The following is a 19,086-nucleotide window of genomic DNA, read 5'->3' on the forward strand; positions in this document are numbered from 1 at the left end:
ACCTCCTCGAGCGTGCCGACCCGTCCGTCGGTGTGCCGTGTGCGGATCGAAAGCATCGCGTAGAAACTGGTATCCATTCGTGAACGTTCGGTAACAGGGTCGTAACGAAGGGCGGGTGCGATGCACTCGAGGTCATGAGCACGGAGCCAACGGACGCCTTCCCCGAAATCGACCCCGACCCTGACGCGGTTCTGGCCGCGTTCGGTATCGACTCGCCCGACGACCTCGCCGCAGCCGGCGGTGCTCACGAGCCGACCCGCGACGACCGGATCGATGCTGACGACACGACGGCGGCCGAGCTGTTCGCTGACGTACAGCTGGTCGAGACGGCGACACAGCCGATCCCGGCCACCGACGGCGGCGATCCGAGTCCGGGCGATGATGCCGACGAACCGACCGCGCAGGCCGACGAAAACCTCGAGTTCGAGTTCGTCGGCGATGCGGCTGTCACGGTTCGCGACGGTGACGTGATCGACGCGACGGCGGCCGATCTGCGGACGGTTACGGGGGCCGACTCGAGTCCAGCCACCGACTCCGATGCCCGACGACCGACGAGGGTGTCGACTGAACCCGACGGGGAACAGCCGGATGCTGACGCTGCCGGCACGTCGCGTCGAGTCACCGACACCACGACCGACCTGACACTCGTCGGGCCCGAACCGACGCCGACGCGGGTCGCCAACGATCGCTTCAACAGCGCTGGCGCTGACGGACAGTCGCCTGGCTGAGTGCGCCGCTGTCGCTTTCGCCCATCGATGTGCCGATTCGTCCGAGAGCGGACGCCTCGCGACATCAGCGGACATGACCTGCCAATTAGACTGAACACGCGTGGCCGCGTGACGTGCGTATGGTCGCCTACAAATCGAAGCTGGTCGAACGGATTCACCTACCCTCCCGAGAGCGCCGCGAGCGCGCGCTCGAGGACGCTGGCTACAACGTCTTCAATCTCGCATCCGAGGAGGTCTTCATTGATCTCCTGACCGACAGCGGCACCGGGGCGATGAGCGACACGCAGTGGGCCGCACTCGTCCGGGGCGACGAGTCGTATGCCGGCTCGCGAAGTTTTGATGAACTCGAGTCGGCCGTCGAGGCGGTAATGGGATTTTCGAACGTCGTGCCGACCCATCAGGGCCGTGGGGCCGAAAACGTCCTCTACGGCAGCCTGCTCTCGGACGGTGACGTCGTGCTCAACAACACTCACTTCGATACGACCCGCGCCCACGTCGCGAATCAGGGTGCCGAGCCGGTCGACTGTCCGGTCGACGTCGCACACGATCCGACGGCCGACGAGCCGTTCAAGGGGAACTTTTCGCTCGAGGCCGCCCGGGCGGTCGTCGACGACGTCGGCGCTACGCGCGTCCCGCTGGTGATCCAGACGATTACGAACAACTCGGCGGCGGGCCAGCCGGTCAGCATCGAGAACACACGCGAGGTCGCGGCGTTCGCCGACGAGATCGACGCGACGTTCGTCATCGACGCCTGTCGGTTCGCCGAAAACGCCGCCTTCGTCGCCCGCCGCGAGGCTGAGTTCGCCGACACCGAGATCGACGACATCGCCCGCGAGCAACTCGGCTTCGCCGACGCGCTCGTGATGAGCGGCAAAAAGGACGGGCTGGTCAACGCCGGCGGCTTCGTCGCCACCGACGACGAGACGCTGTTCGAACGCTGCAAGCAGCGCGCTATTCTCTACGAGGGGTTTCCCACCTACGGCGGGATGGCCGGCCGTGACGTCGCCGCGATGGCTGTCGGTCTCAGGGAGGCCGTCGAGGAGGCCTACATCACGGATCGCATCGAGCAGGTCCGCCGTCTCGCCACGATGCTCGAGGACGCCGGCGTGCCGATCTACACCCCAGCCGGCGGTCACGCCGTCTATCTCGACGCGGGGACAGCTCTTTCTCACCTCCCACGCGAGCAGTTCCCGGGGCAGGCGATGGTCTGTGCCCTCTACCGGGAGGGCGGCGTCCGTGGCGTCGAACTCGGGAGCTTCGCGTTCCCCGACACCGATCGGCCGGAACTGGTTCGGCTCGCGATTCCGCGCCGCACGTATCACACCGAACACCTAGAGCACGTCGTCGAGACGGCCGCAACCGTCCTCGAGGAGGCCGAATCGATCCCCGGTCTCCAACTCGTCTCCGAGCCCGAAATGCCCGAAATTCGCCATTTCACGGCCGAACTCGAGCCGCTGTCGTCCTGATCGGCATCCTTCAGATCGGCCTACATCGAGAGCATCGCTCGAGCCCGCTCTCGAAGCGTCGGCTCCGGTTCGGGCTGGCTGCCCAGTCGCTGCTGGGCCATGGTTCGAACCCGCTGTTTTGCCGGCTCGGAGGTCGCGATGTTGACCGCCCAGTCGGGAACCTGTCCCTCGAGTTCGTCGCGTTTCTCCGCTTTGAGCTGGCTGTACCGTCGCAACACGAGTCCGGCGCCGATGAACAGCCCGGCGTCGAGCAGTTCCCGGCGGAACCGCTCTCTGTCCTTTCGGATCACGATCGCTTTCACGAGCGAAAGGCCGCCGATCGCGAGATAGAGTTTCGAGTTCTTCGACGGATCTCCGCTGAGTAGCTGTCCGAGTGGCATGCGACGCGACGTACCACGTTCTTCGGTATAAACTTCCGCTGGAACACGCCTGCATGGCTGTTCGGATCACTCGAGCGCCGAGACGACGCCTCGATACCGGCGGTCGTCGATCGGCTCGATCGAAAAGCCGAGCGCGTCGTAGAACGGCCGAACGCCCGCGTCGAAGCGTGCTGTGAGACGACCCCGTCGCTCGAGTGCGTGGTCGATCAGTGTGCGTCCGATGCCTTGGGCGCGCTGGCGACGGCGAACGCCGATGGCCGCGATATGGGCGCCGGGGTCGCTCTCGAGGGGCTCGAGAACGATCGTTCCGAGGATTCGCTCACGATCGCCGGTCGTCCCGCCGCGTCTGTCGCCCGCGACGAGGACGTCACCAGCCTCGATCCGGGCCTCGACATCGCCGGGCTCGAGCATGGCCGCATCGAGGATACGGCGGACCTCGAGGGCGTCGTCGGCAGTTGCAGTGCGGACGTAACCCTCCATTCGTCAGAGTCGGTGGGCGACGGTGGGCCACCGTTTCTCGGTTGTGGGTCGGCACATGGCGTCACTGCTCCCCGCCCTTGATCAGTCGCAACACCGTCAGGTGGTCGCTTTCGACCGGCTGATCCTCGGGGACGGGCCGCCCGTCGACGAGCACGCTGACCTCGTGTGGGCTGAGATCGATCTCACGAAGCAGGTCCGCGTAGGTCGGCTCCCCGGTCGTGGCATCCGTCGTGGGGACCGCCTCGAGATCGAGTTCGTGGGTGGCCTCGCCTTTGACGTCGACGGTGACGTGCATACGCGCCGTTACGAGGGCACGGACTTGAGCGCGTCGCTCGAGGCCGCCGCCAACGGCTATCGAAGACGGGTTAGTCGGACGCTGGCCCCTCAGCCCTGCTTCCGTGTGGCTCGTCTCGGCTCGCCCGTCGGTGGCTGTACAGCCCGTACGTGAGCGCACCGACTCCGAGCAGGAAGATGAGCAGATTGAGCAGGCTGCCGAGGTACGGCAGCTGGGCGAGGGCCGCGCCGCCGACCAGTCCGACGACGAGTGCGAGCCAGCGGTTGCCGACGCCGACCGCCGAGAGCAGCCACGCGGCGACGGCATACCGGCCGTAGATCACCCCGATCCAGAGCATGAGCGCGAACCCGAACGCCCCGGCGACCGCGAACGGAATGCCGACGACCGTAATCAACAGCGCGATCAGCAGTATCGGAACGGCGACGAGGACACCGAGTCCGATCAGTCCGGATTTGACCGGGGCGCTCGCGACCCGTCCCGCGACGCGGTCGGAAAACCGGGGGAACAGCGCAAGCAACGCAGCGCCAAGCAGCAGGTTCAACGCGAGGACGTACAGCGAGAACAGCCACGAGGCGATCGGCTGGATCGTCGGCGTGAGATCGACGCCGATCGAGGAGTCCTGTTCGATCTCGCCGCCGACGGCGTCGGTGTTCCCCTCGAGGGTGCCGCCGTAACGCAGGTCGCCCGCGATCGCCGCGTTCTCTCCGAGTGTGATCGTCTCGGCACCGATCTCCGCACTGCCCTCGATCGTCCCATCGATGACGGCGGTTCCGGCACCGACGGCGACGTTGCCACCGATGGTGCCGTCTTCGGTCAGCGTGAAACTGCCCGTGGCGGCCTCGACGTCACCGTCAACCGTGCCGTCGATCGTGACGCTCCCGGCGGCGGCCTCGACGTTGCCGCCGACGTCACCCTCGATTCGCACCTCGCCCGCGACCGCGTTGACGTCACCAGTGACAGTGCCTTCGACGACGACCGTCCCGCCGAACGCCTCGAGTTCGTCGACCGTTTCGCCTTCGTCGACGACGACCGTGCCACCCGTCTGGGCGTCCGACTGGGCGACGACTGGGGCCGGAACCATGCCAACGAGGACGAGCGCGATCACGGCGATGACGACCGTCCGTCGGCGTTGAACCCTGTCCATACACTCACATTGGCTGTCTGACGATAAAAACGTACAACAGTGGTTTCGGCGATGAAGGCGATTCTGTGTTCACTCTGCCTGCCTGTGATCGCTCACCACGCACGTGTCTCGAGAGCGACGGCGGTGTTCGGTCGTTTTATCTTCCGGCCACTCTTTTCGAGCGGTATGAGCGAGGCCGACGCCGAGGCGGCGGAGCCGACACCCGGCAAGACCGAGGTCTGGATCGAGAAGTATCGGCCGGAACGGCTCGACGAGATCAAGGGCCACGAGAACATCGTCCCGCGGCTGCAACGCTACATCGAGCAGGACGACCTGCCGCACCTCATGTTTGCAGGGCCGGCGGGTACGGGTAAAACCACGGCAGCACAGAGCATCGCCCGAGAAGTCTACGACGACGACTGGCGCGAGAACTTCCTCGAGTTAAACGCCTCCGACCAGCGGGGGATTGACGTCGTCCGCGACCGGATCAAGGACTTCGCCCGCTCGAGTTTCGGCGGCTACGACCACCGTATCATCTTTCTCGACGAGGCCGACGCGCTGACCAGCGACGCCCAGTCGGCGCTGCGCCGGACGATGGAGCAGTTCTCGAACAACACGCGCTTTATCCTCTCGTGTAACTACTCGAGTCAGATCATCGACCCGATCCAGTCGCGGTGTGCCGTCTTCCGGTTTACCGAACTCTCCGAGGACGCGATCGAGGCCCAGATCCGCGAAATCGCCGAGATCGAAGGGATCACGGTGACAGACGACGGGATCGACGCGCTGGTGTATGCGGCCGACGGCGACATGCGGAAGGCGATCAATGCCCTGCAGGCCGCCGCCGTCATGGGCGAGACCGTCGACGAGGAGACCGTCTTCGCGATCACCTCGACGGCCCGTCCCGAGGAGGTCGAGGCGATGGTCGATCACGCTATCGACGGCGACTTCACCGCCGCTCGAGCCGCTCTGGAAGATCTCCTGATGGAGCGCGGTCTCGCCGGCGGCGACGTCATCGACCAACTCCACCGTTCGGCCTGGGAGTTCGACATTCCCGAACAGGCGACGGTTCGCCTGCTCGAGCGCCTCGGCGAGGTCGACTATCGGATCACCGAAGGCGCAAACGAGCGCCTGCAACTCGAGGCGATGCTGGCGTCGCTGGCACTCGAAAACGAGTAGGCTTGAGCTGACAGATGTTACGTAATCTCGGCGTCGTCGACGCCGGAGAACACGACCACCGTTCCAGTCTCGTTGCTGGTACTGGCGACCGTCCAGCCGTGTGCGTCGGCGATGCGCTCGACTGGGCCGCTGTCGGTCCCGGTTCCGTCCGCTGTGGCCAGTGACTCGGGAACCGGTACCGTCTCGAGGCCGCCGTCGCCGGCTGCGGGCACACTGTTCGTACTGTGACTGCTGATGGCGAACCCGTCGTCGGTGCTGCGGACGACGACGGTGACTCCGTTTTGTGCCCCACCGTCGCGTTCGTGCTCGAGGACCGTCCGAAAGCGCTGTTCGAACAGGTCACAGAGTCGTTTTTTGTCGGCCTCGAGAATTCGATCGGTCTCTTCGGGGGTGACGAGTCGGGCGTCGTCGGCTGCGATAGTGGCCCATACTCGTCGAGCGAGGTCGTGTATGGCGACGGGCTCGAGTTTGCCGATACCCTCGTCTCGACGGGCGATCGAGGCCAGGTCGTCGACGCGCTCCCGGAGCTGTGTCTGTGCCTCCTCGACTGCTTCGAACTGCGCTCGAGTGCCGGTCCGGTCGGCGGCTGCGAGATAGCTTTCGGCGACGTGTAACAGCGTCCGGACGTCGTCCTCGAGGACGTCGGCGACCGTCTCGAGTCGTGACAGGGTGGCAGCCAGCGTCTGTGCCTGCTGTGTTTCGTCGGTGACGTCGCTGTAGATGACGAGCCCGTCGGCTCGACGATCGGTCGCCGCTGGCGAGCAGGGGACGACGGTTAGTTGGAACGTTCGGACGCCAGTCGCGGTGTCGTGGCGACTGTCGAACTGTCGACACTCGGCCGACTGGATCATGTCGGATAGGACTGCGCGTTGTCCCTCGAGTCCGGGTGGGGCGACTCCCTCGTCGCCGTCGATCGGGTTGTCGACGAGCGTCTCGCGGTCGATGGCGAAGACGTCGACGAAGCTGTCGGAGACTGCACGCACGAGGAGGCGGTCGTCGACACGTTCGTATCGCAGCGCCGGTTCGGGAAGGGCGTCGAAGGCGGCCCGGAACGCGTCGCTGGGTTCCGAACCGGCCGCGTCCTGACAGATCCACTCGATCTCGTCTGCGAGATGCGAGACGGCGTCGTCGGTCCCCTTTCGGACGTAGCCGTCGACCCCGTCAGTCGCGTGTGCTGCCCTCGGCGCGTAGGCGGCGTCAGTAAAGAGCACCAGCGGCGTCTCCCCGCAGGCCTCGCTCACCTCGAGTAAGCTGGCCCCCGAGGCCGTCGTCGGGGTTTCGGCGAAGACGACACAGTCGACGTCGACCACCCACGTGCTCGGCCTCCCGGCCGACGCCGTCGACAGCGGGTAGACCGTTCGCTCCCGGCCCGACGGGACCGCCTCGAGTGCAGCGGCCCCCTCGCGGGCTGTCGCTTCGCTCCCCGCAAGGTAGAGCACCGTCTGTGGCCGCGATGTGTGAGTCATGGCAGCAGGTGGATCGTCTGTTCTGGAACGGAATCTCCACCTTGATAAAGATACACCGAATCGAGATACAATCTCCTATCAATACAGTCACCTGTCGGATCGATGCGGACGAAATCGGCTCGCACAGCGACTCGCTGTCCGGCACAGATCGCCTATACATTTCGAAATAAACGTTGCGGAACTGTTTTAGGCGCTGGCTCGCGAACACACCTGTAATGAGCGAACTGGCGGACGAATACCGCCTCGAGTACTTCGAGGAGGAAGGATTCGAGCGCAAGGAGTGTCCGAGCTGTGGTGCGCATTTCTGGACCCGCGATCACGGGCGAGAAACCTGCGGTGAGCCCCCGTGTGAAGAGTACGGCTTCATCGAGAACGCCGGCTTCGACGACGAGTACAGCCTCGAGGAGATGCGCGAGGCGTTTCTCTCGTATTTCGAGGGCCACGACCACGAGCGAATCGACCCGTATCCGGTCGCGGCGAACCGCTGGCGTGACGACGTCTTGCTGACGCAGGCGTCGATTTACGACTTCCAGCCGCTGGTGACCAGCGGGGAGACGCCGCCGCCGGCGAATCCGCTGACGATCAGCCAGCCTTGCATTCGGATGCAGGACATCGACAACGTCGGCAAGACGGGCCGCCACACGATGGCCTTCGAGATGATGGCCCACCACGCGTTCAACACGCGCGAGGACGTCGACGAAGACGAGTACGCCTACTACGGCGAAGTCTACTGGAAGGACAAGACCGTCGAACTCTGTGACGGCTTCTTCGAGTCGCTGGGCGTCGATCTCGACGAGATCATCTACATCGAAGATCCGTGGGTCGGCGGCGGCAACGCCGGCCCCGCGATGGAGGTCATCTTCCGTGGCGTCGAACTCGCCACGCTCGTCTTCATGTCGATGGAGCAAGACCCCGACGGCGAGTACGAGATGAAAGACGGGAACCGCTACAGCCCGATGGACACCTACATCGTCGACACGGGCTACGGCTTAGAGCGCTGGACGTGGGTCTCTCAGGGGACGCCGACGGTTTACGAGGCGGTCTACCCCGACATGATCGAGTTCCTCAAAGACAACGCGGGACTCGAACACACCGCCGAGGAAGAACAGCTGATCCATCGCACCGCCAAGCTGGCGGGCCACATGGACATCGACGAGGCCGAGGACATGGAGACCGCCCGCGGCGAGATCGCCGCCGAACTTGACGTCGACGCCGGCGAACTCGAGGCGCTGATGGAACCCCTCGAGGACATTTATGCGATCGCAGACCACTGCCGAACTCTCGCCTATATGCTCGGCGACGGCATCGTCCCCTCGAACGTCGGCACGGGCTATCTCACCCGGATGGTGCTTCGCCGAACCAAACGGCTCTGTGACACCGTTGGCGTCGACGCGCCGCTCGACGAACTCGTCGACATGCAGGCCGAGCGCCTCGAGTACGAGAACCGCGACACGATCCGTGACATCGTCCGTACCGAAGTCGAAAAGTATCGCGAGACGCTCGAGCGCGGCGGGCGCCGGGTCGAGGCGATGGCCGAGGAGTACGCCGAGAAGGGTGAGCCGATCCCGGTCGAGGAACTGATCGAACTCTACGACTCCCATGGCCTCCAGCCCGATATGGTCGAAGAGATCGCCGCGGAGGCGGGTGCCGAGGTCGACGTCCCCGACGACTTCTACAGTCTCGTCGCCAAGCGCCACGAGACTCCCGAGGCCACCGAAGCGGCCGACGAGAGTGAAGACGCACGCTTTGCGGATCTCCCCGAGACGGAGAAACTGTACTACGACGACCAACAGCGAACGCAGTTCGAAGCCGTCGTTCTCGACGTCTTCGAGCGCGAGGAGGGGTACGACGTCGTGCTGGATCAGACGATGTTCTACCCCGAGGGCGGTGGCCAGCCTGCAGATCAGGGAACGCTCTCGACCGACGACACGACCGTCGAAGTCGAGGATGTCCAGATCGAAGACGGCGTCATCCTCCACCGAACGGACGAGAGTCCCGGTAAAGGCGGCTTCGTCAATGGGCAGGTCGACGGTACCCGCCGGCGACAGCTCATGCGCCATCACACGGCGACACACATCGTCATCCACGCGGCTCGGCAGATCCTCGGCGAACACATCCGGCAGGCTGGTGCCCAGAAAGGTGTCGACGCCTCCCGGATCGACATGCGCCACTACGACCGCATCAGCCGCGAGGACGTCAAACAGATCGAGTCACTCGCCAACGACATCGTGATGGACAACACCGCCGTCACCCAAGAGTGGCCTGACCGCCACGACGCCGAGTCCGAACACGGCTTCGATCTCTATCAGGGTGGAATCCCACCGGGCGAACAGATCCGACTGATCCACGTCGACGAGGACGTGCAGGCCTGCGGTGGCACCCACGTCGCCCGCACCGGCGACATCGGCGCGATCAAAGTGCTGAACACCGAACGCGTTCAGGACGGCGTCGAGCGAATCACCTTCGCCGCCGGCGACGCCGCGATCGAGTCCACCCAGCGCACCGAAGATGCCCTCTACGGCGCTGCGGACGTTCTCGACGTCGCCCCCGAGGACGTGCCGGACACGGCCGAACGCTTCTTCGAGGAGTGGAAGGCTCGAGGTAAGGAGATCGAGGACCTGAAAGAACAGCTCGCCGAAGCCCGCGCCGGCGGCGGTGGCGGCGGCGAGGAAGTCGACGTCGGTGAGACGACGGCCGTTATCGACCGGATCGACGCCGACATGGACGAGTTGCGCGCGACCGCCAACGCCCTCGCCGAAGACGGCAAGATCGCCGTCCTCGGCAGCGGCGAGAGCGGTGCCCAGTTCGTCGTCGCCGTGCCGGACGATTCGGGTGTCAACGCCGGTGAAGTCGTCGGCGAACTCGCCGGTCGCGTCGGTGGCGGCGGTGGCGGTCCGCCGGACTTCGCTCAGGGTGGCGGCCCGAACGTCGAGGACCTCGACGACGCGCTCGAGGACGCACCTGACGTCCTTCGGCAGGTTCAGGACGCCTGATCGGTACTCCGATTCTCGCTTCGTTTTCGTTGACTGTTGCGTTTGGAATCGAGTACGATTACCGCTGTGCCTACTTCCTGAACGTTCGATCGAGGTGACGACCTGTTTCGGGATCGATCAGATAATCCATCCCCTTCCAATCCGACGCCCACAATTTTCCGTTCTCGGCCCGGATTCGAACGTAGGGGTTCGAGTCTCGAGACGGCGATGGGATACTCTCGATTGTCCACAGCAGTCGCCCGTCAGCACCGAATCCTCGCACGTTTTCCGCGACCGTGGTATCGGCGGCTGGCTCCAGTAGCACGGCTACGATTTCGTCGATTTCAACCGCCGATTCGATCGTTCTCGGTAGCTCGACGTGATTTGTCCCGATTGTGAGTTCGGATCCGCTAACAGTCACGTCAGTCATGGCAGGGGGATATGCGTATCGTGGAAGCCGTTTGCATTGGTTGTTTCTGACATCAATCTCGGGAGGGCCCGTTATCAGTGTGTCCACGAGCCACCGGTACACGAACCGAAACGCTCGCCCTGCTCCGGCCACTCGAGTCACCCATGCCCACCGCAACGAACGGAAACACCTCGCTGTACTACGACCGTGCGGGCGAGGGCGACCCCGTCGTCTTCGTCCCCGAGGCCGGCCTCGGCGGCTGGCTGTGGGGCTGGCAACACGCCGCCCTCGCTGGCCACCACGAGGTCGTCGTCTGGGACCTGCGCGGAACTGGCCGGTCGGACGCTCCGCCCGGTCCCTACACTCTCGAGACGCTCGTCGCCGACCTCGAGGCAGTCCTCGCCGACTGCGAGATCCGAAAGGCCCACCTCGTGGGCTGTGGCCTCGGCGGGGCGATCGCCCTTCGTGCCGCTCGAGACTCGAGTCGCGTCGAGACGCTGACGCTCTTTGGCACCGCCGCAAGCGGCGACACCTACGATCTCGAGGCGCTGTTCGCGCCGCCGGACGACCGCGAGGCGCTGCGAGCGTCGCTTGCGGCTGGGTTCTCCGACGACTTCGTCGCGAGCCAGCCCGACGTGCTCGATGGCATCGTCGACTGGCGCGCCGACGGCGACGCGGATCGCGCGGGCTGGGAGGCACAGGTCGCCGCACTCGAGGGCTTCGACGCCAGCGACTGGCTGGTCGAGGTAACGCAGCCGACGCGGGTCATTCACGGCAGCGAAGACGAACTGGTCGCCCCTTCGGCTGGACGGGCGCTCGCGCGTGGCTTGCCCCGCGGGGAGTACACCGAACTCGAGGGCGCGGGCCATCTCTGCTTTATCGAGCGCTCGCGGACAGTCAACGACCGACTCGTCGGCTGGCTCGCGGACAACGAGTAGTCGCTCGAGGGCTCAGCTCGGGAGCCGGTTCGTTCGCTCGAGGGCGACGAGGATGATGACCGTGATGCCGAGGAACACGGCTGCACCGCCGAACACCGCGTCATAGGTGTAGCCGCGTTCGATAAGCAGTCCGACGACCCACGAGCCGAGCGCTTGCATGAGCATCCAACTCGAGCTAAAGACGGCGTAGGCGCTGCCTCGAGTCGAATCCGGAAGCGTATCGAGGAGATATGTGTCCGTGGCGGGGAACAGGGTGTGGATGACGAAACCGAGGACGGCGGTGAGCACGACCAGCGCAAGCAGGTTCTCGATCATCGTCAGCGCAAGCACGCACATGGAGAACGTGCCGACGATGCCGAGCAGATAGGGGACGTGTGGGAGTCGGTCCGCCAGATCGCCGCCGAAGTAGAACGCAGGGACGCCGGCGGCGAAGACGATCGTCAACATGATGCCCGCAGCCTGATCGGAGAGGCCTTTCGTCTGCATATAGAGCTCGTAGAAGTTGAACACGCCTTGCCAGACGAACGATGCGGCACCGACGAGTGCCAGCGCGGTCACGATGAGTCGCCACTCAGACAGCGCCCCGGCGACGAAATCACGATCTTCCGCCCCCGCCGCCGGCATCTCGGTTCGCCGTGCAACAACCCACGTGTAGGCCGTCACCACCGTTGCACCAACGGCGATCGCCCACAGCGAGAGCCGCCAGTCGACAAGCAGCGTGAGCACGACGAACGGGGCGGCGATCACCGCGGCGAGCTGGCTGGCAGTGCCGTGGATTCCCATCACTCGTCCGACCCGTGAGGGATACAGCTCGCTCAACAGCGGGTTCGCAGAGACGAAATACACCCCGGAGGCGATACCCATCAGAAAGGCCCCGGCCATGAGATGTGGCACTGTCGTCGCCGTCGCAGCGATCGCAGACGACACTGCGAGAATCACGCCGGAGCCGAGTACGACTTGCTGTCTCGGGACTTTCGTGAGCAGCCAGCCGGTCGGCAGTCGAAGCGAGGCGCTTCCGATCCACGCCAGCGTGACGATGAGGCCAGCCGTTCCCTCGCCGATCGCGAACTCGGCGATGAAGACGTCCAGAAGCGGCGCGAAGATGATTCTGGCGAGGTTGAGGAGGAAGACGAGTCCACACAGAGAGGCGAAGAGTCGAGCGCGGGCCACGCCTGTTCTACCCAACTGAGGGTCTCAAGCGTTCCGAAACCGTACCAGTTCCACAACTGATACTTGCGAATGACTCCCGAGCAACTACGTGGCCTGCGATGGGAGTCGATCCCGTGACGCTCTCGTTGGCTCGTCGGGCTGAACGGTTTCCGGAGCGGACGGCGGTCGTCGACGTCTCCGAGGAACGGCTGTACGCACCCGCGGAGACGATTCACGGGGATCGGGTCTCCTACGGTGAACTGTCGACGCTCGCGACGCGTGCCGGCCGCCAGCTCGCAGCGCTCGACCTCGAGGCCGGTGACACCCTCTGTCTGGTGACGCGAAACCGGGTCGCTTCGCTCGCGCTCTTCGTTGCCTGCCGTCGCCTCGGCGTGACGTTCGCGCCGATCTCCCACTGGCTGACGCCGGCGACCGTCACGCGTCCATTCGACTGTATCGACCCTGATCTCGTCGTCTTCGAGGCGGCCCAGCGCGACCTCGTCCGGTCGATTCCGTTCGACCGTTCGGTGACGCTCTCGGAACTCGAGACCGTCGACCCTGACTCGAGCGGCAGTGACGGCCACGACCGGAGCACTCGGGCCGAATCCGACACTCCGCAGTTGCTCCTCCACGGCGACGGCGGCCGCCCGGTCGTCGGCTACTCGGCACGAACGCTCGAGTGGAACTGCATCTCGACGGCCGTCACGTGGGGGCTGTCGGGCGACGACGTCGTCCCGCTCGTGGGGCCGCTGTCGGCCCCCGACGGGTTCATCCGCGTCGCGCTGGCGCTGTTGTACGTCGGCGGCACGCTCTTGCTCGACCGGGCGTTCGATCCCGGTGACACGCTGACTGCCATCGAGGCGGAGCGGGCGACGTTCCTCGCGGGCCGCACGACGGCGCTCACTGACCTCGCAGCCGAATCAGGGTTTGATGACGCCGCCGGTTCGCTCGAGCGAGTCGTCGTCGAGGGATCGCTTTCAGCCGACGCTTGCGACCGATACCACGACTGCTCGATTTCGCTCGCCCGCGCCCGCGGCTGGCTCGAGTGTCCGACCGCGCTCAGTCAGTCGTTTCCGACGGCCGCCGACTCGACCGATGTCGGCCGCCCGGTTCTCGATTGCCACGCGCGGCTGGTCGACGACAACGGCACCGTCCTCGAGGGCGACGCTACAGGACGACTCGAGCTGTCGGGGCCGGTCGTCGCCGACGGCTGCGTGAATACTGCCGGTACTGCTGACGACGAGTGGGACGAGCCCACGACCAGTCAGCGCCCGGATGAGACGGAAACCGACAGCCGAAGGCGGTTCGACGACGATTGGTTTCACACCAGCGAGCGGTTCCGACGCGACGGCGACGGGCGCTACTATCCGCAATGAGTTGGCCGCCGTCTCGAGACCGGATGCCTCGAGGATCGGCTCACCGACCTGTCCGTGATCGAGGCGACGGCTGCGCGGGGCGGAAAGCCTATTCATCCGGAGTAGCCAATACAGTATAATGAGTCAGCTCCGGCTTGCCGTCCTGAACGCGGCCCATCAGGACCAGAACACGACGCGAAATTTCCGTCGCGAACTCGACGCCTCGCTCGCGGAGTTCAACGCGACCGAGGGCGAGGTGCCACACGGCTTCGAGTACGACGGGGCCGTCGTCACGGGGTCTCGGTCCTCGGTGTACTGGGATGAAGACTGGATTCAGGCCACAAAGGAATGGGTCGGGGACGCAATCGACCGCGATATTCCCTTCCTCGGTGTCTGTTGGGGCCACCAACTGCTCGCAGACGTCCTCGGCGGCACCGTCGAGGACATGGGTGCCTACGAGGTTGGCTACAGCGAGATTGAACATTTCGGCGAGTCACGGCTGTTCGACGGCATCGAGGAGTCGTTCACAGCCTTCACGAGCCACTCCGACGAAGTCTCACAGCTTCCCCCCGGCGCAGCGCCGCTCGCGACGAACCCGTACTCGAACCACGGCTTCCGCAAGGATCGGGTCTTCGGCGTCCAGTTCCACCCCGAGTACGACCCGAAGACGGCCCGCGAACTCGTCCATCGCAAAGAACTCTCCGACGAGCGCCGCGACTCCGTCCTCGCGGAGATCACCCGCAACAACTACCAGCAGGCGTGCGAGGCGAAACTCGTCTTCGAGAACTTCCTCGAGTTCGTCCACGAGGTGAAAGCGACTGACGCGACCGCCGAGTCGGACGCCCGGTCACCATCCGTTCAATCATCCGACTAACGGCTGTCTGTCTGCCGTTCTGAGAACGCCAGCCTGCAGCGACTGCTGTCCGCAGGCGGAGTCGATTAATTCTCGCCTTCGACATCACACTCGAGGCGCCCGCGCTCGTCGGATTCGAAACGCGTCGACAACACGAGCGACAGCAGCGGTGAAAACCGTATCAGACCGCGTTAGTTGGCTGCGACTTCGACGTTCGCTTCCTCGGCCTTGCCGATCGCTTCGACGATGAGTTCGGCGACATCGACGATCTCGATCTCGTCCTCGTAGCCACCGGTCTTGCGGCCGTCCTCGTACATCGTCATGCACATCGGACAGGCGACGACGAACTTGTCGATCTCGGGGCCGGCGTCAGTGTCCTCGAGCGCTTCGCGGATGCGTTCCTCGCTCGGTTTGGGCTCTTCTTCGAAGTCCATCCAGAGGCCACCGCCACCGCCGCCACAGCAGAAGGCGTTGGCGCGGTTACGCGGCATCTCGTCGAGCGTACAGCCCGTGGCTTTGATGAGTTCGCGCGGAGCCTCGTACTCGTCGTTGTACCGACCGAGGTGACACGGATCGTGGTAGGTGACCGTGTAGTCGAGTTCGGTGCCGGTGAGGTCGAGGTTGCCCTCAGAAACGAGTTCTTCGACGGCTTGCGTCCAGTGGTAGACGTCGATCTCGCCGTCGTCGTTCCAGAACTCCTCGTAGTCGAAGGGCATCATCGGGTCGTCGGCGAACTCCTCGAAGTCGACCTCGGGATACTCGTTTTTGAACGTGTTGTAGGAGTGGGGGTCGGTACAGACGATCGTGTCGAACTCACAGTCCTCCCACGTCTCGACGTGGTGGCCAGCGAGTTCGACGTAGAGGAACTCCTCGCCGACGCGGCGGATGTCGTTGCCGTCGTACTTCTCGTCGTCGAAGAGGATGCCGAAGCTGACGTCCGCTTCCTTGAGAATGGTTGCCAGCGAGCGGGCGACCTGCTTGTTGCGTTCGTCGTAGCTCGGGAAGTCGCCGACGTACCAGAGGTAGTCGACCTCTTCTTCGCGGGCGTCGGCCACGTCGAACTCGAGGTCGTCGGTCCAGTCGCCACGGTTGCGGGGACTGTCGCCGAACGTGTTACCGTTTTGCATGACGTTCTGGAAGACGTCCTGCATCGAACTCGAGATGTCACCTTGATCGGTCGCCTGCCGGTTGAGTCGGGTGAACGACTGGAGGTGCTCGATTTCGACGGGACAGGCGTCCATGCAGGCCATGCAGGCCATACAGGACTCCATCGTCTCCGTGTTGATGACGCTCGTGCCGCCGTCGGCGATGATCGGCTGTTCCTCGCCGCCGGCGTCGAGGTCCTCACGGTACTGTTTCAGGTCGAGGATGACGTTCCGTGGGTCAAGCGGCCGGTCGGAGGCCTTTGCCGGACAGACCGATGAACAGCGGCCGCACTTGGTACAGGCGTCCTGATCGAGCAGTTCCTTCCAGGTGAAGTCGTCGATGGATTCGGCGTTGGTCGCGTCCAGATCGGCGGGGACGTTCGGCAGTCGAGCACCGGCGTTCTCGTCGCGAACGACGACGTTTGCGAACGACGAGAGCATGTGGAACGGCTTGGCGTAGGGAATCCACGCGATGAAAAAGAGCGCGAGCAGCGAGTGCGACCACCAGGAGAGCCAGTGGAGCGTCTCGGCGTTGAACGCGAGGTTCTCCATTGCCACGTAGTTCGCACTCAGTGCGGCTTCCGTCGTCGGCAGGCCAATCGCACCAAACAGCAGTGCCAGCCCGTAGCCGACGAAGCTGACCACTTCGTGCTCGGGCATCCCCGTGATGTAGATGCGAAGGCCCTCGAGGAGGAAGCCACCGACGCCGAGGCCGAACAGCGTCCAGATGAAGATGTCGTCCTCGCTGGAGGTGTGACGGCCCCAGAGACGGTGGTTGCGAACCCAGTAGCGCCGATAGAGCGCCATGCCGATGCCGACGACGAACAACAGCCCCATCGCGTCGACCATGAACTGGTAGGCGAGATAGAAATCACCCTGCCAGAAGACGATGCCGAACAGCAACTCGGTGCCGTACTGCTCGACGGCGATGATCGTCGTCGCGATCAGCAGCGTCAGGAAGCCCCACAGAATAAACGAGTGCATCAGGCCGCCGTAGAGGTCCCGATTGAACTGCTTCTCGTTCGAGAGGACGATCTTGGCTGCGCTGACGATGCGAGACGGCAGGTCGTTGACTCGAGCGAACGGATCATCGTCGCCGTCGGCGTACCGACTGAACCGTCGGTAGACACCGTAGGCAAAGACGGCGAGGGTAATCGCCACGAGGAGATAGAACACCGCATAGCCGGTGCTTCCGATCCCCAGGTAGGTCTCTCGCCCCACCTCTGACTGTGCTATGACGTTCATGTACAATGACGGGGTGGGATGTGACTTAATTCTTGTCACACCACCGAGTAGCTAACCGCCACGCCTTCTTGCGGAAATTTCCATTGTATTTCGAGTTCATAATTGTTGTCAATGGCTATTTTCGGTCCCCACGCTATCTGGCAACAGAGTTAAATAGCCGCCCATCGGGAGTGTCCACCCATGAACGAAAAAACCGAGGAACTCCGCGACCTCTTCACCGACGTCACCGACGGCGAGGAAACGGTCACCGAATCACAGGAGAACACCCGCGGCTCGCTCGAGCGGGACGAGCGAACGACCGCGGACCGTCTCGAGACCGTCGTTGCACAGATGCGCGACCGCTACGGGTTCGAGACGCCGTTCTCCGACGACGAGTTGATCGCGATCGCGAAAGCCTTCTACGAGGACACACGCGACGAAGACATCGCCGACGATCTCGACGCCGACGCCGGCGCCGACGACGTGTTCGAGGCGCGACTGTCGCTGCACCTCGTCGACGAGTCGGACGCCGATGAGATCGATCTCGCAGCGATCCGTGACCGCGAGGAAGACGACACCACGCTCGCCGACGAGTACGACGTTAGCGAAGCCACAATCCGACGCTACCGCCGCGTTGCCGCGGCCGAAGACGAGTCGCGAGCCGCAAACGACCGCTACCGTGACGAGTTCGATAGCATTCTCGCGGACGCCGACCTCTCCGAGCGAATGGCGACCAACGTCCGTGAGGACGGCCTCGAGGACGCGACCGAAGGGATGGAGACGGAAGTCGACTTCTAGACCCGTTCGCACTCATACCGAGCCGCACCCACACGAGATTTTTTATCCCATCGGGCGGCCAGACGGCCCGTGTCTCGAGCCCACATCCCGTTTAGCGACCTGCGGACGGCCGCCTACTGTGCGCGGAAGTGTTACTACCAGCGAACACGCGATACCGACCGCGAGCCACCACCGGAAGTCGAGGCAATTCGCGATCTCGCGACGCGCTACGAGGCGTTACTCGCAGCCCCTGTGGCGACACTCGAGTCCGAACCGATCGCCGTCAGTGCCGTTCGGTACCGGGAGCGCCTCGAATCGACTCGCGAGCGACTCACGGACGGCGGTCACTGGGAGCGCCTCTGTACCCCTCGGGATCGGAACGTCCTCGCGACTGGACGTCGCTGTCGTGGTATCGTCCACAAAGTCCTCGAAGAGCCGCTCGAGCCAGTTCTGATTTCGGCCGGGAAGCCACCCGAACAGGGTGTTTGGGAGCCCCAATCGGTCCACGCCGTCGCCGCCGCGAAAGCGATCGCCTGGGAACACCAGCAGTCGGTCGACCGCGTCTGGCTCGAGTATCCTGCCTACGGCGTGATTCGACCGGTCGATCTGACGACACGACGGAAGGCCCGGTACCGTCGGGCGCTGCGGACGGTTCGGGAACTCGACGGGCCGCCGGCGCGGACCAGCAACCGCTCGAAGTGTGACGCCTGTGAGTTCGCCAGCGAGTGTGGAGTCCGCACGCGGACGCTGCGGTCGTTGCTCGGGTTCTAACACCGACGCTCGAGCCACGCCTCAATCTCGTCGGCCATCGCTCCACGGCGGTGGATCGTCTCCGTCGAGAGATCGACGACGGTGCTTTCAGAGCCCTGCGTTTCACCCGCCTCGAGAACCACGCTGGCGGCTTCGCGAATTGCCGGATCGAGGCCTGCAAGCTCTCGGACGCTGCCCTGCCCGCTGACGTTCGCACTTGTCGCGGTGATCGGGGTGCCGGCGCGTTCACAGAGTGCGAGCGCGAGGTCGTGGTCGGGCACCCGAACGCCAACCCGGTCACGTCCGGCCGTAAGTTCATCTGGAATGGACTCTCGACGACGACAGAGCACCGTTACAGGTCCGGGGAGGAACCTGTCTCTTATACACATCTCTGATGGCG

General features: G+C 64.5%; 17 protein-coding genes. 9 read left to right on the forward strand and 8 right to left on the reverse strand.

Annotation, left to right across the window (positions count from 1 at the left end; genetic code table 11):
- The first annotated feature begins 134 nt into the window (after positions 1-134).
- Both C495_RS07505 and C495_RS07510 read left to right on the forward strand, forming a co-directional pair.
- Positions 135-728, forward strand: a complete 594-nt coding sequence (locus C495_RS07505; RefSeq protein ID WP_008161564.1) for a hypothetical protein — start codon at positions 135-137, stop codon at positions 726-728.
- 119 nt (positions 729-847) lie between these two features.
- Positions 848-2,194 (forward strand): tryptophanase, encoded by a 1,347-nt coding sequence (locus tag C495_RS07510; RefSeq protein ID WP_008161565.1) that lies wholly within the window; start codon positions 848-850, stop codon positions 2,192-2,194.
- Between the two features lie 20 nt (positions 2,195-2,214).
- Here C495_RS07510 and C495_RS07515 read toward each other — a convergent pair whose 3' ends face one another.
- From C495_RS07515 to C495_RS07530, 4 genes are all read right to left on the reverse strand, one after another.
- Positions 2,215-2,574: a hypothetical protein gene (locus C495_RS07515; protein WP_008161567.1), complete on the reverse strand. Its 360-nt coding sequence runs from the start codon at positions 2,572-2,574 to the stop codon at positions 2,215-2,217.
- 66 nt (positions 2,575-2,640) lie between these two features.
- Positions 2,641-3,054 (reverse strand): GNAT family N-acetyltransferase, encoded by a 414-nt coding sequence (locus tag C495_RS07520; protein WP_008161568.1) that lies wholly within the window; start codon positions 3,052-3,054, stop codon positions 2,641-2,643.
- 61 nt (positions 3,055-3,115) lie between these two features.
- Positions 3,116-3,349, reverse strand: a complete 234-nt coding sequence (samp2, locus tag C495_RS07525; RefSeq protein WP_008161570.1) for a ubiquitin-like small modifier protein SAMP2 — start codon at positions 3,347-3,349, stop codon at positions 3,116-3,118.
- Between the two features lie 70 nt (positions 3,350-3,419).
- Complete coding sequence (locus tag C495_RS07530) at positions 3,420-4,493, reverse strand: bactofilin family protein (RefSeq protein ID WP_008161572.1); 1,074 nt, start codon at positions 4,491-4,493, stop codon at positions 3,420-3,422.
- A gap of 165 nt (positions 4,494-4,658) precedes the next feature.
- On the opposite strand from C495_RS07530, the gene C495_RS07535 reads away from it, so the two are divergent.
- Positions 4,659-5,648: a replication factor C small subunit gene (locus tag C495_RS07535; protein ID WP_008161575.1), complete on the forward strand. Its 990-nt coding sequence runs from the start codon at positions 4,659-4,661 to the stop codon at positions 5,646-5,648.
- A gap of 17 nt (positions 5,649-5,665) precedes the next feature.
- On the opposite strand, the gene C495_RS07540 is transcribed toward C495_RS07535, so the two are convergent.
- Positions 5,666-7,114 (reverse strand): HAMP domain-containing histidine kinase, encoded by a 1,449-nt coding sequence (locus tag C495_RS07540; protein ID WP_008161576.1) that lies wholly within the window; start codon positions 7,112-7,114, stop codon positions 5,666-5,668.
- Positions 7,115-7,329: 215 nt separating this feature from the next.
- Here C495_RS07540 and alaS point away from each other — a divergent pair, with 215 nt between their 5' ends.
- Both alaS and C495_RS07555 read left to right on the forward strand, forming a co-directional pair.
- Positions 7,330-10,107 (forward strand): alanine--tRNA ligase, encoded by a 2,778-nt coding sequence (alaS, locus tag C495_RS07545; RefSeq protein WP_008161579.1) that lies wholly within the window; start codon positions 7,330-7,332, stop codon positions 10,105-10,107.
- A 552-nt stretch (positions 10,108-10,659) separates the two neighbouring features.
- On the forward strand, positions 10,660-11,433 hold the full coding sequence (locus tag C495_RS07555) for an alpha/beta fold hydrolase (protein ID WP_008161583.1): 774 nt from the start codon (positions 10,660-10,662) through the stop codon (positions 11,431-11,433).
- Between the two features lie 12 nt (positions 11,434-11,445).
- Here C495_RS07555 and C495_RS07560 read toward each other — a convergent pair whose 3' ends face one another.
- Positions 11,446-12,603, reverse strand: coding sequence for an MFS transporter (locus tag C495_RS07560; RefSeq protein ID WP_008161585.1), 1,158 nt, complete (start codon positions 12,601-12,603; stop codon positions 11,446-11,448).
- Positions 12,604-12,701: 98 nt separating this feature from the next.
- Here C495_RS07560 and C495_RS07565 point away from each other — a divergent pair, with 98 nt between their 5' ends.
- Together C495_RS07565 and C495_RS07570 are read left to right on the forward strand one after the other, a co-directional pair.
- The gene (locus C495_RS07565; protein WP_008161587.1) at positions 12,702-13,958 is read left to right on the forward strand and encodes an AMP-binding protein; all 1,257 of its coding nucleotides are present in this window, start codon (positions 12,702-12,704) and stop codon (positions 13,956-13,958) included.
- Between the two features lie 118 nt (positions 13,959-14,076).
- Positions 14,077-14,811 carry a type 1 glutamine amidotransferase gene (locus C495_RS07570; protein ID WP_008161588.1) on the forward strand — a complete coding sequence of 245 codons (735 nt, stop codon included), beginning with the start codon at positions 14,077-14,079 and terminating at the stop codon, positions 14,809-14,811.
- A gap of 170 nt (positions 14,812-14,981) precedes the next feature.
- Here C495_RS07570 and C495_RS07575 read toward each other — a convergent pair whose 3' ends face one another.
- Entirely contained in the window at positions 14,982-17,180 is a 2,199-nt protein-coding gene (locus C495_RS07575; protein WP_049890204.1) for a heterodisulfide reductase-related iron-sulfur binding cluster, read from the reverse strand.
- Between the two features lie 180 nt (positions 17,181-17,360).
- Between C495_RS07575 and C495_RS07580 the strand changes: the two genes are divergently transcribed.
- Together C495_RS07580 and C495_RS07585 are read left to right on the forward strand one after the other, a co-directional pair.
- Positions 17,361-17,957, forward strand: a complete 597-nt coding sequence (locus C495_RS07580; protein WP_008161591.1) for a hypothetical protein — start codon at positions 17,361-17,363, stop codon at positions 17,955-17,957.
- Positions 17,958-18,026: 69 nt separating this feature from the next.
- Positions 18,027-18,707 (forward strand): CRISPR-associated protein Cas4, encoded by a 681-nt coding sequence (locus tag C495_RS07585; RefSeq protein ID WP_008161595.1) that lies wholly within the window; start codon positions 18,027-18,029, stop codon positions 18,705-18,707.
- Here C495_RS07585 and C495_RS07590 read toward each other — a convergent pair.
- On the reverse strand, positions 18,704-19,086 hold a 383-nt coding region (locus C495_RS07590), incomplete at its 5' end, for an L-threonylcarbamoyladenylate synthase (protein WP_161605559.1). The two genes, C495_RS07585 and C495_RS07590, sit on opposite strands and share 4 nt — an antisense overlap.

It is taken from the genome of Natronorubrum sulfidifaciens JCM 14089 (genome assembly GCF_000337735.1).
Classification (GTDB): domain Archaea; phylum Halobacteriota; class Halobacteria; order Halobacteriales; family Natrialbaceae; genus Natronorubrum; species Natronorubrum sulfidifaciens.

Bases quoted from the DNA above. Each gene is read 5' to 3' on its own strand.
- C495_RS07570 (WP_008161588.1), top strand. From the start codon at position 14,077: ATGAGTCAGCTCCGGCTTGCCGTCCTGAACGCGGCCCATCAGGACCAG.
- C495_RS07555 (WP_008161583.1), top strand. From the start codon at position 10,660: ATGCCCACCGCAACGAACGGAAACACCTCGCTGTACTACGACCGTGCG.
- C495_RS07580 (WP_008161591.1), top strand. From the start codon at position 17,361: ATGAACGAAAAAACCGAGGAACTCCGCGACCTCTTCACCGACGTCACC.
- C495_RS07520 (WP_008161568.1), bottom strand. From the start codon at position 3,054: ATGGAGGGTTACGTCCGCACTGCAACTGCCGACGACGCCCTCGAGGTC.
- C495_RS07530 (WP_008161572.1), bottom strand. From the start codon at position 4,493: ATGGACAGGGTTCAACGCCGACGGACGGTCGTCATCGCCGTGATCGCG.
- C495_RS07565 (WP_008161587.1), top strand. From the start codon at position 12,702: ATGGGAGTCGATCCCGTGACGCTCTCGTTGGCTCGTCGGGCTGAACGG.
- C495_RS07575 (WP_049890204.1), bottom strand. From the start codon at position 17,180: ATGAACGTCATAGCACAGTCAGAGGTGGGGCGAGAGACCTACCTGGGG.
- samp2 (WP_008161570.1), bottom strand. From the start codon at position 3,349: ATGCACGTCACCGTCGACGTCAAAGGCGAGGCCACCCACGAACTCGAT.
- C495_RS07515 (WP_008161567.1), bottom strand. From the start codon at position 2,574: ATGCCACTCGGACAGCTACTCAGCGGAGATCCGTCGAAGAACTCGAAA.
- C495_RS07535 (WP_008161575.1), top strand. From the start codon at position 4,659: ATGAGCGAGGCCGACGCCGAGGCGGCGGAGCCGACACCCGGCAAGACC.
- alaS (WP_008161579.1), top strand. From the start codon at position 7,330: ATGAGCGAACTGGCGGACGAATACCGCCTCGAGTACTTCGAGGAGGAA.
- C495_RS07510 (WP_008161565.1), top strand. From the start codon at position 848: ATGGTCGCCTACAAATCGAAGCTGGTCGAACGGATTCACCTACCCTCC.
- C495_RS07540 (WP_008161576.1), bottom strand. From the start codon at position 7,114: ATGACTCACACATCGCGGCCACAGACGGTGCTCTACCTTGCGGGGAGC.
- C495_RS07505 (WP_008161564.1), top strand. From the start codon at position 135: ATGAGCACGGAGCCAACGGACGCCTTCCCCGAAATCGACCCCGACCCT.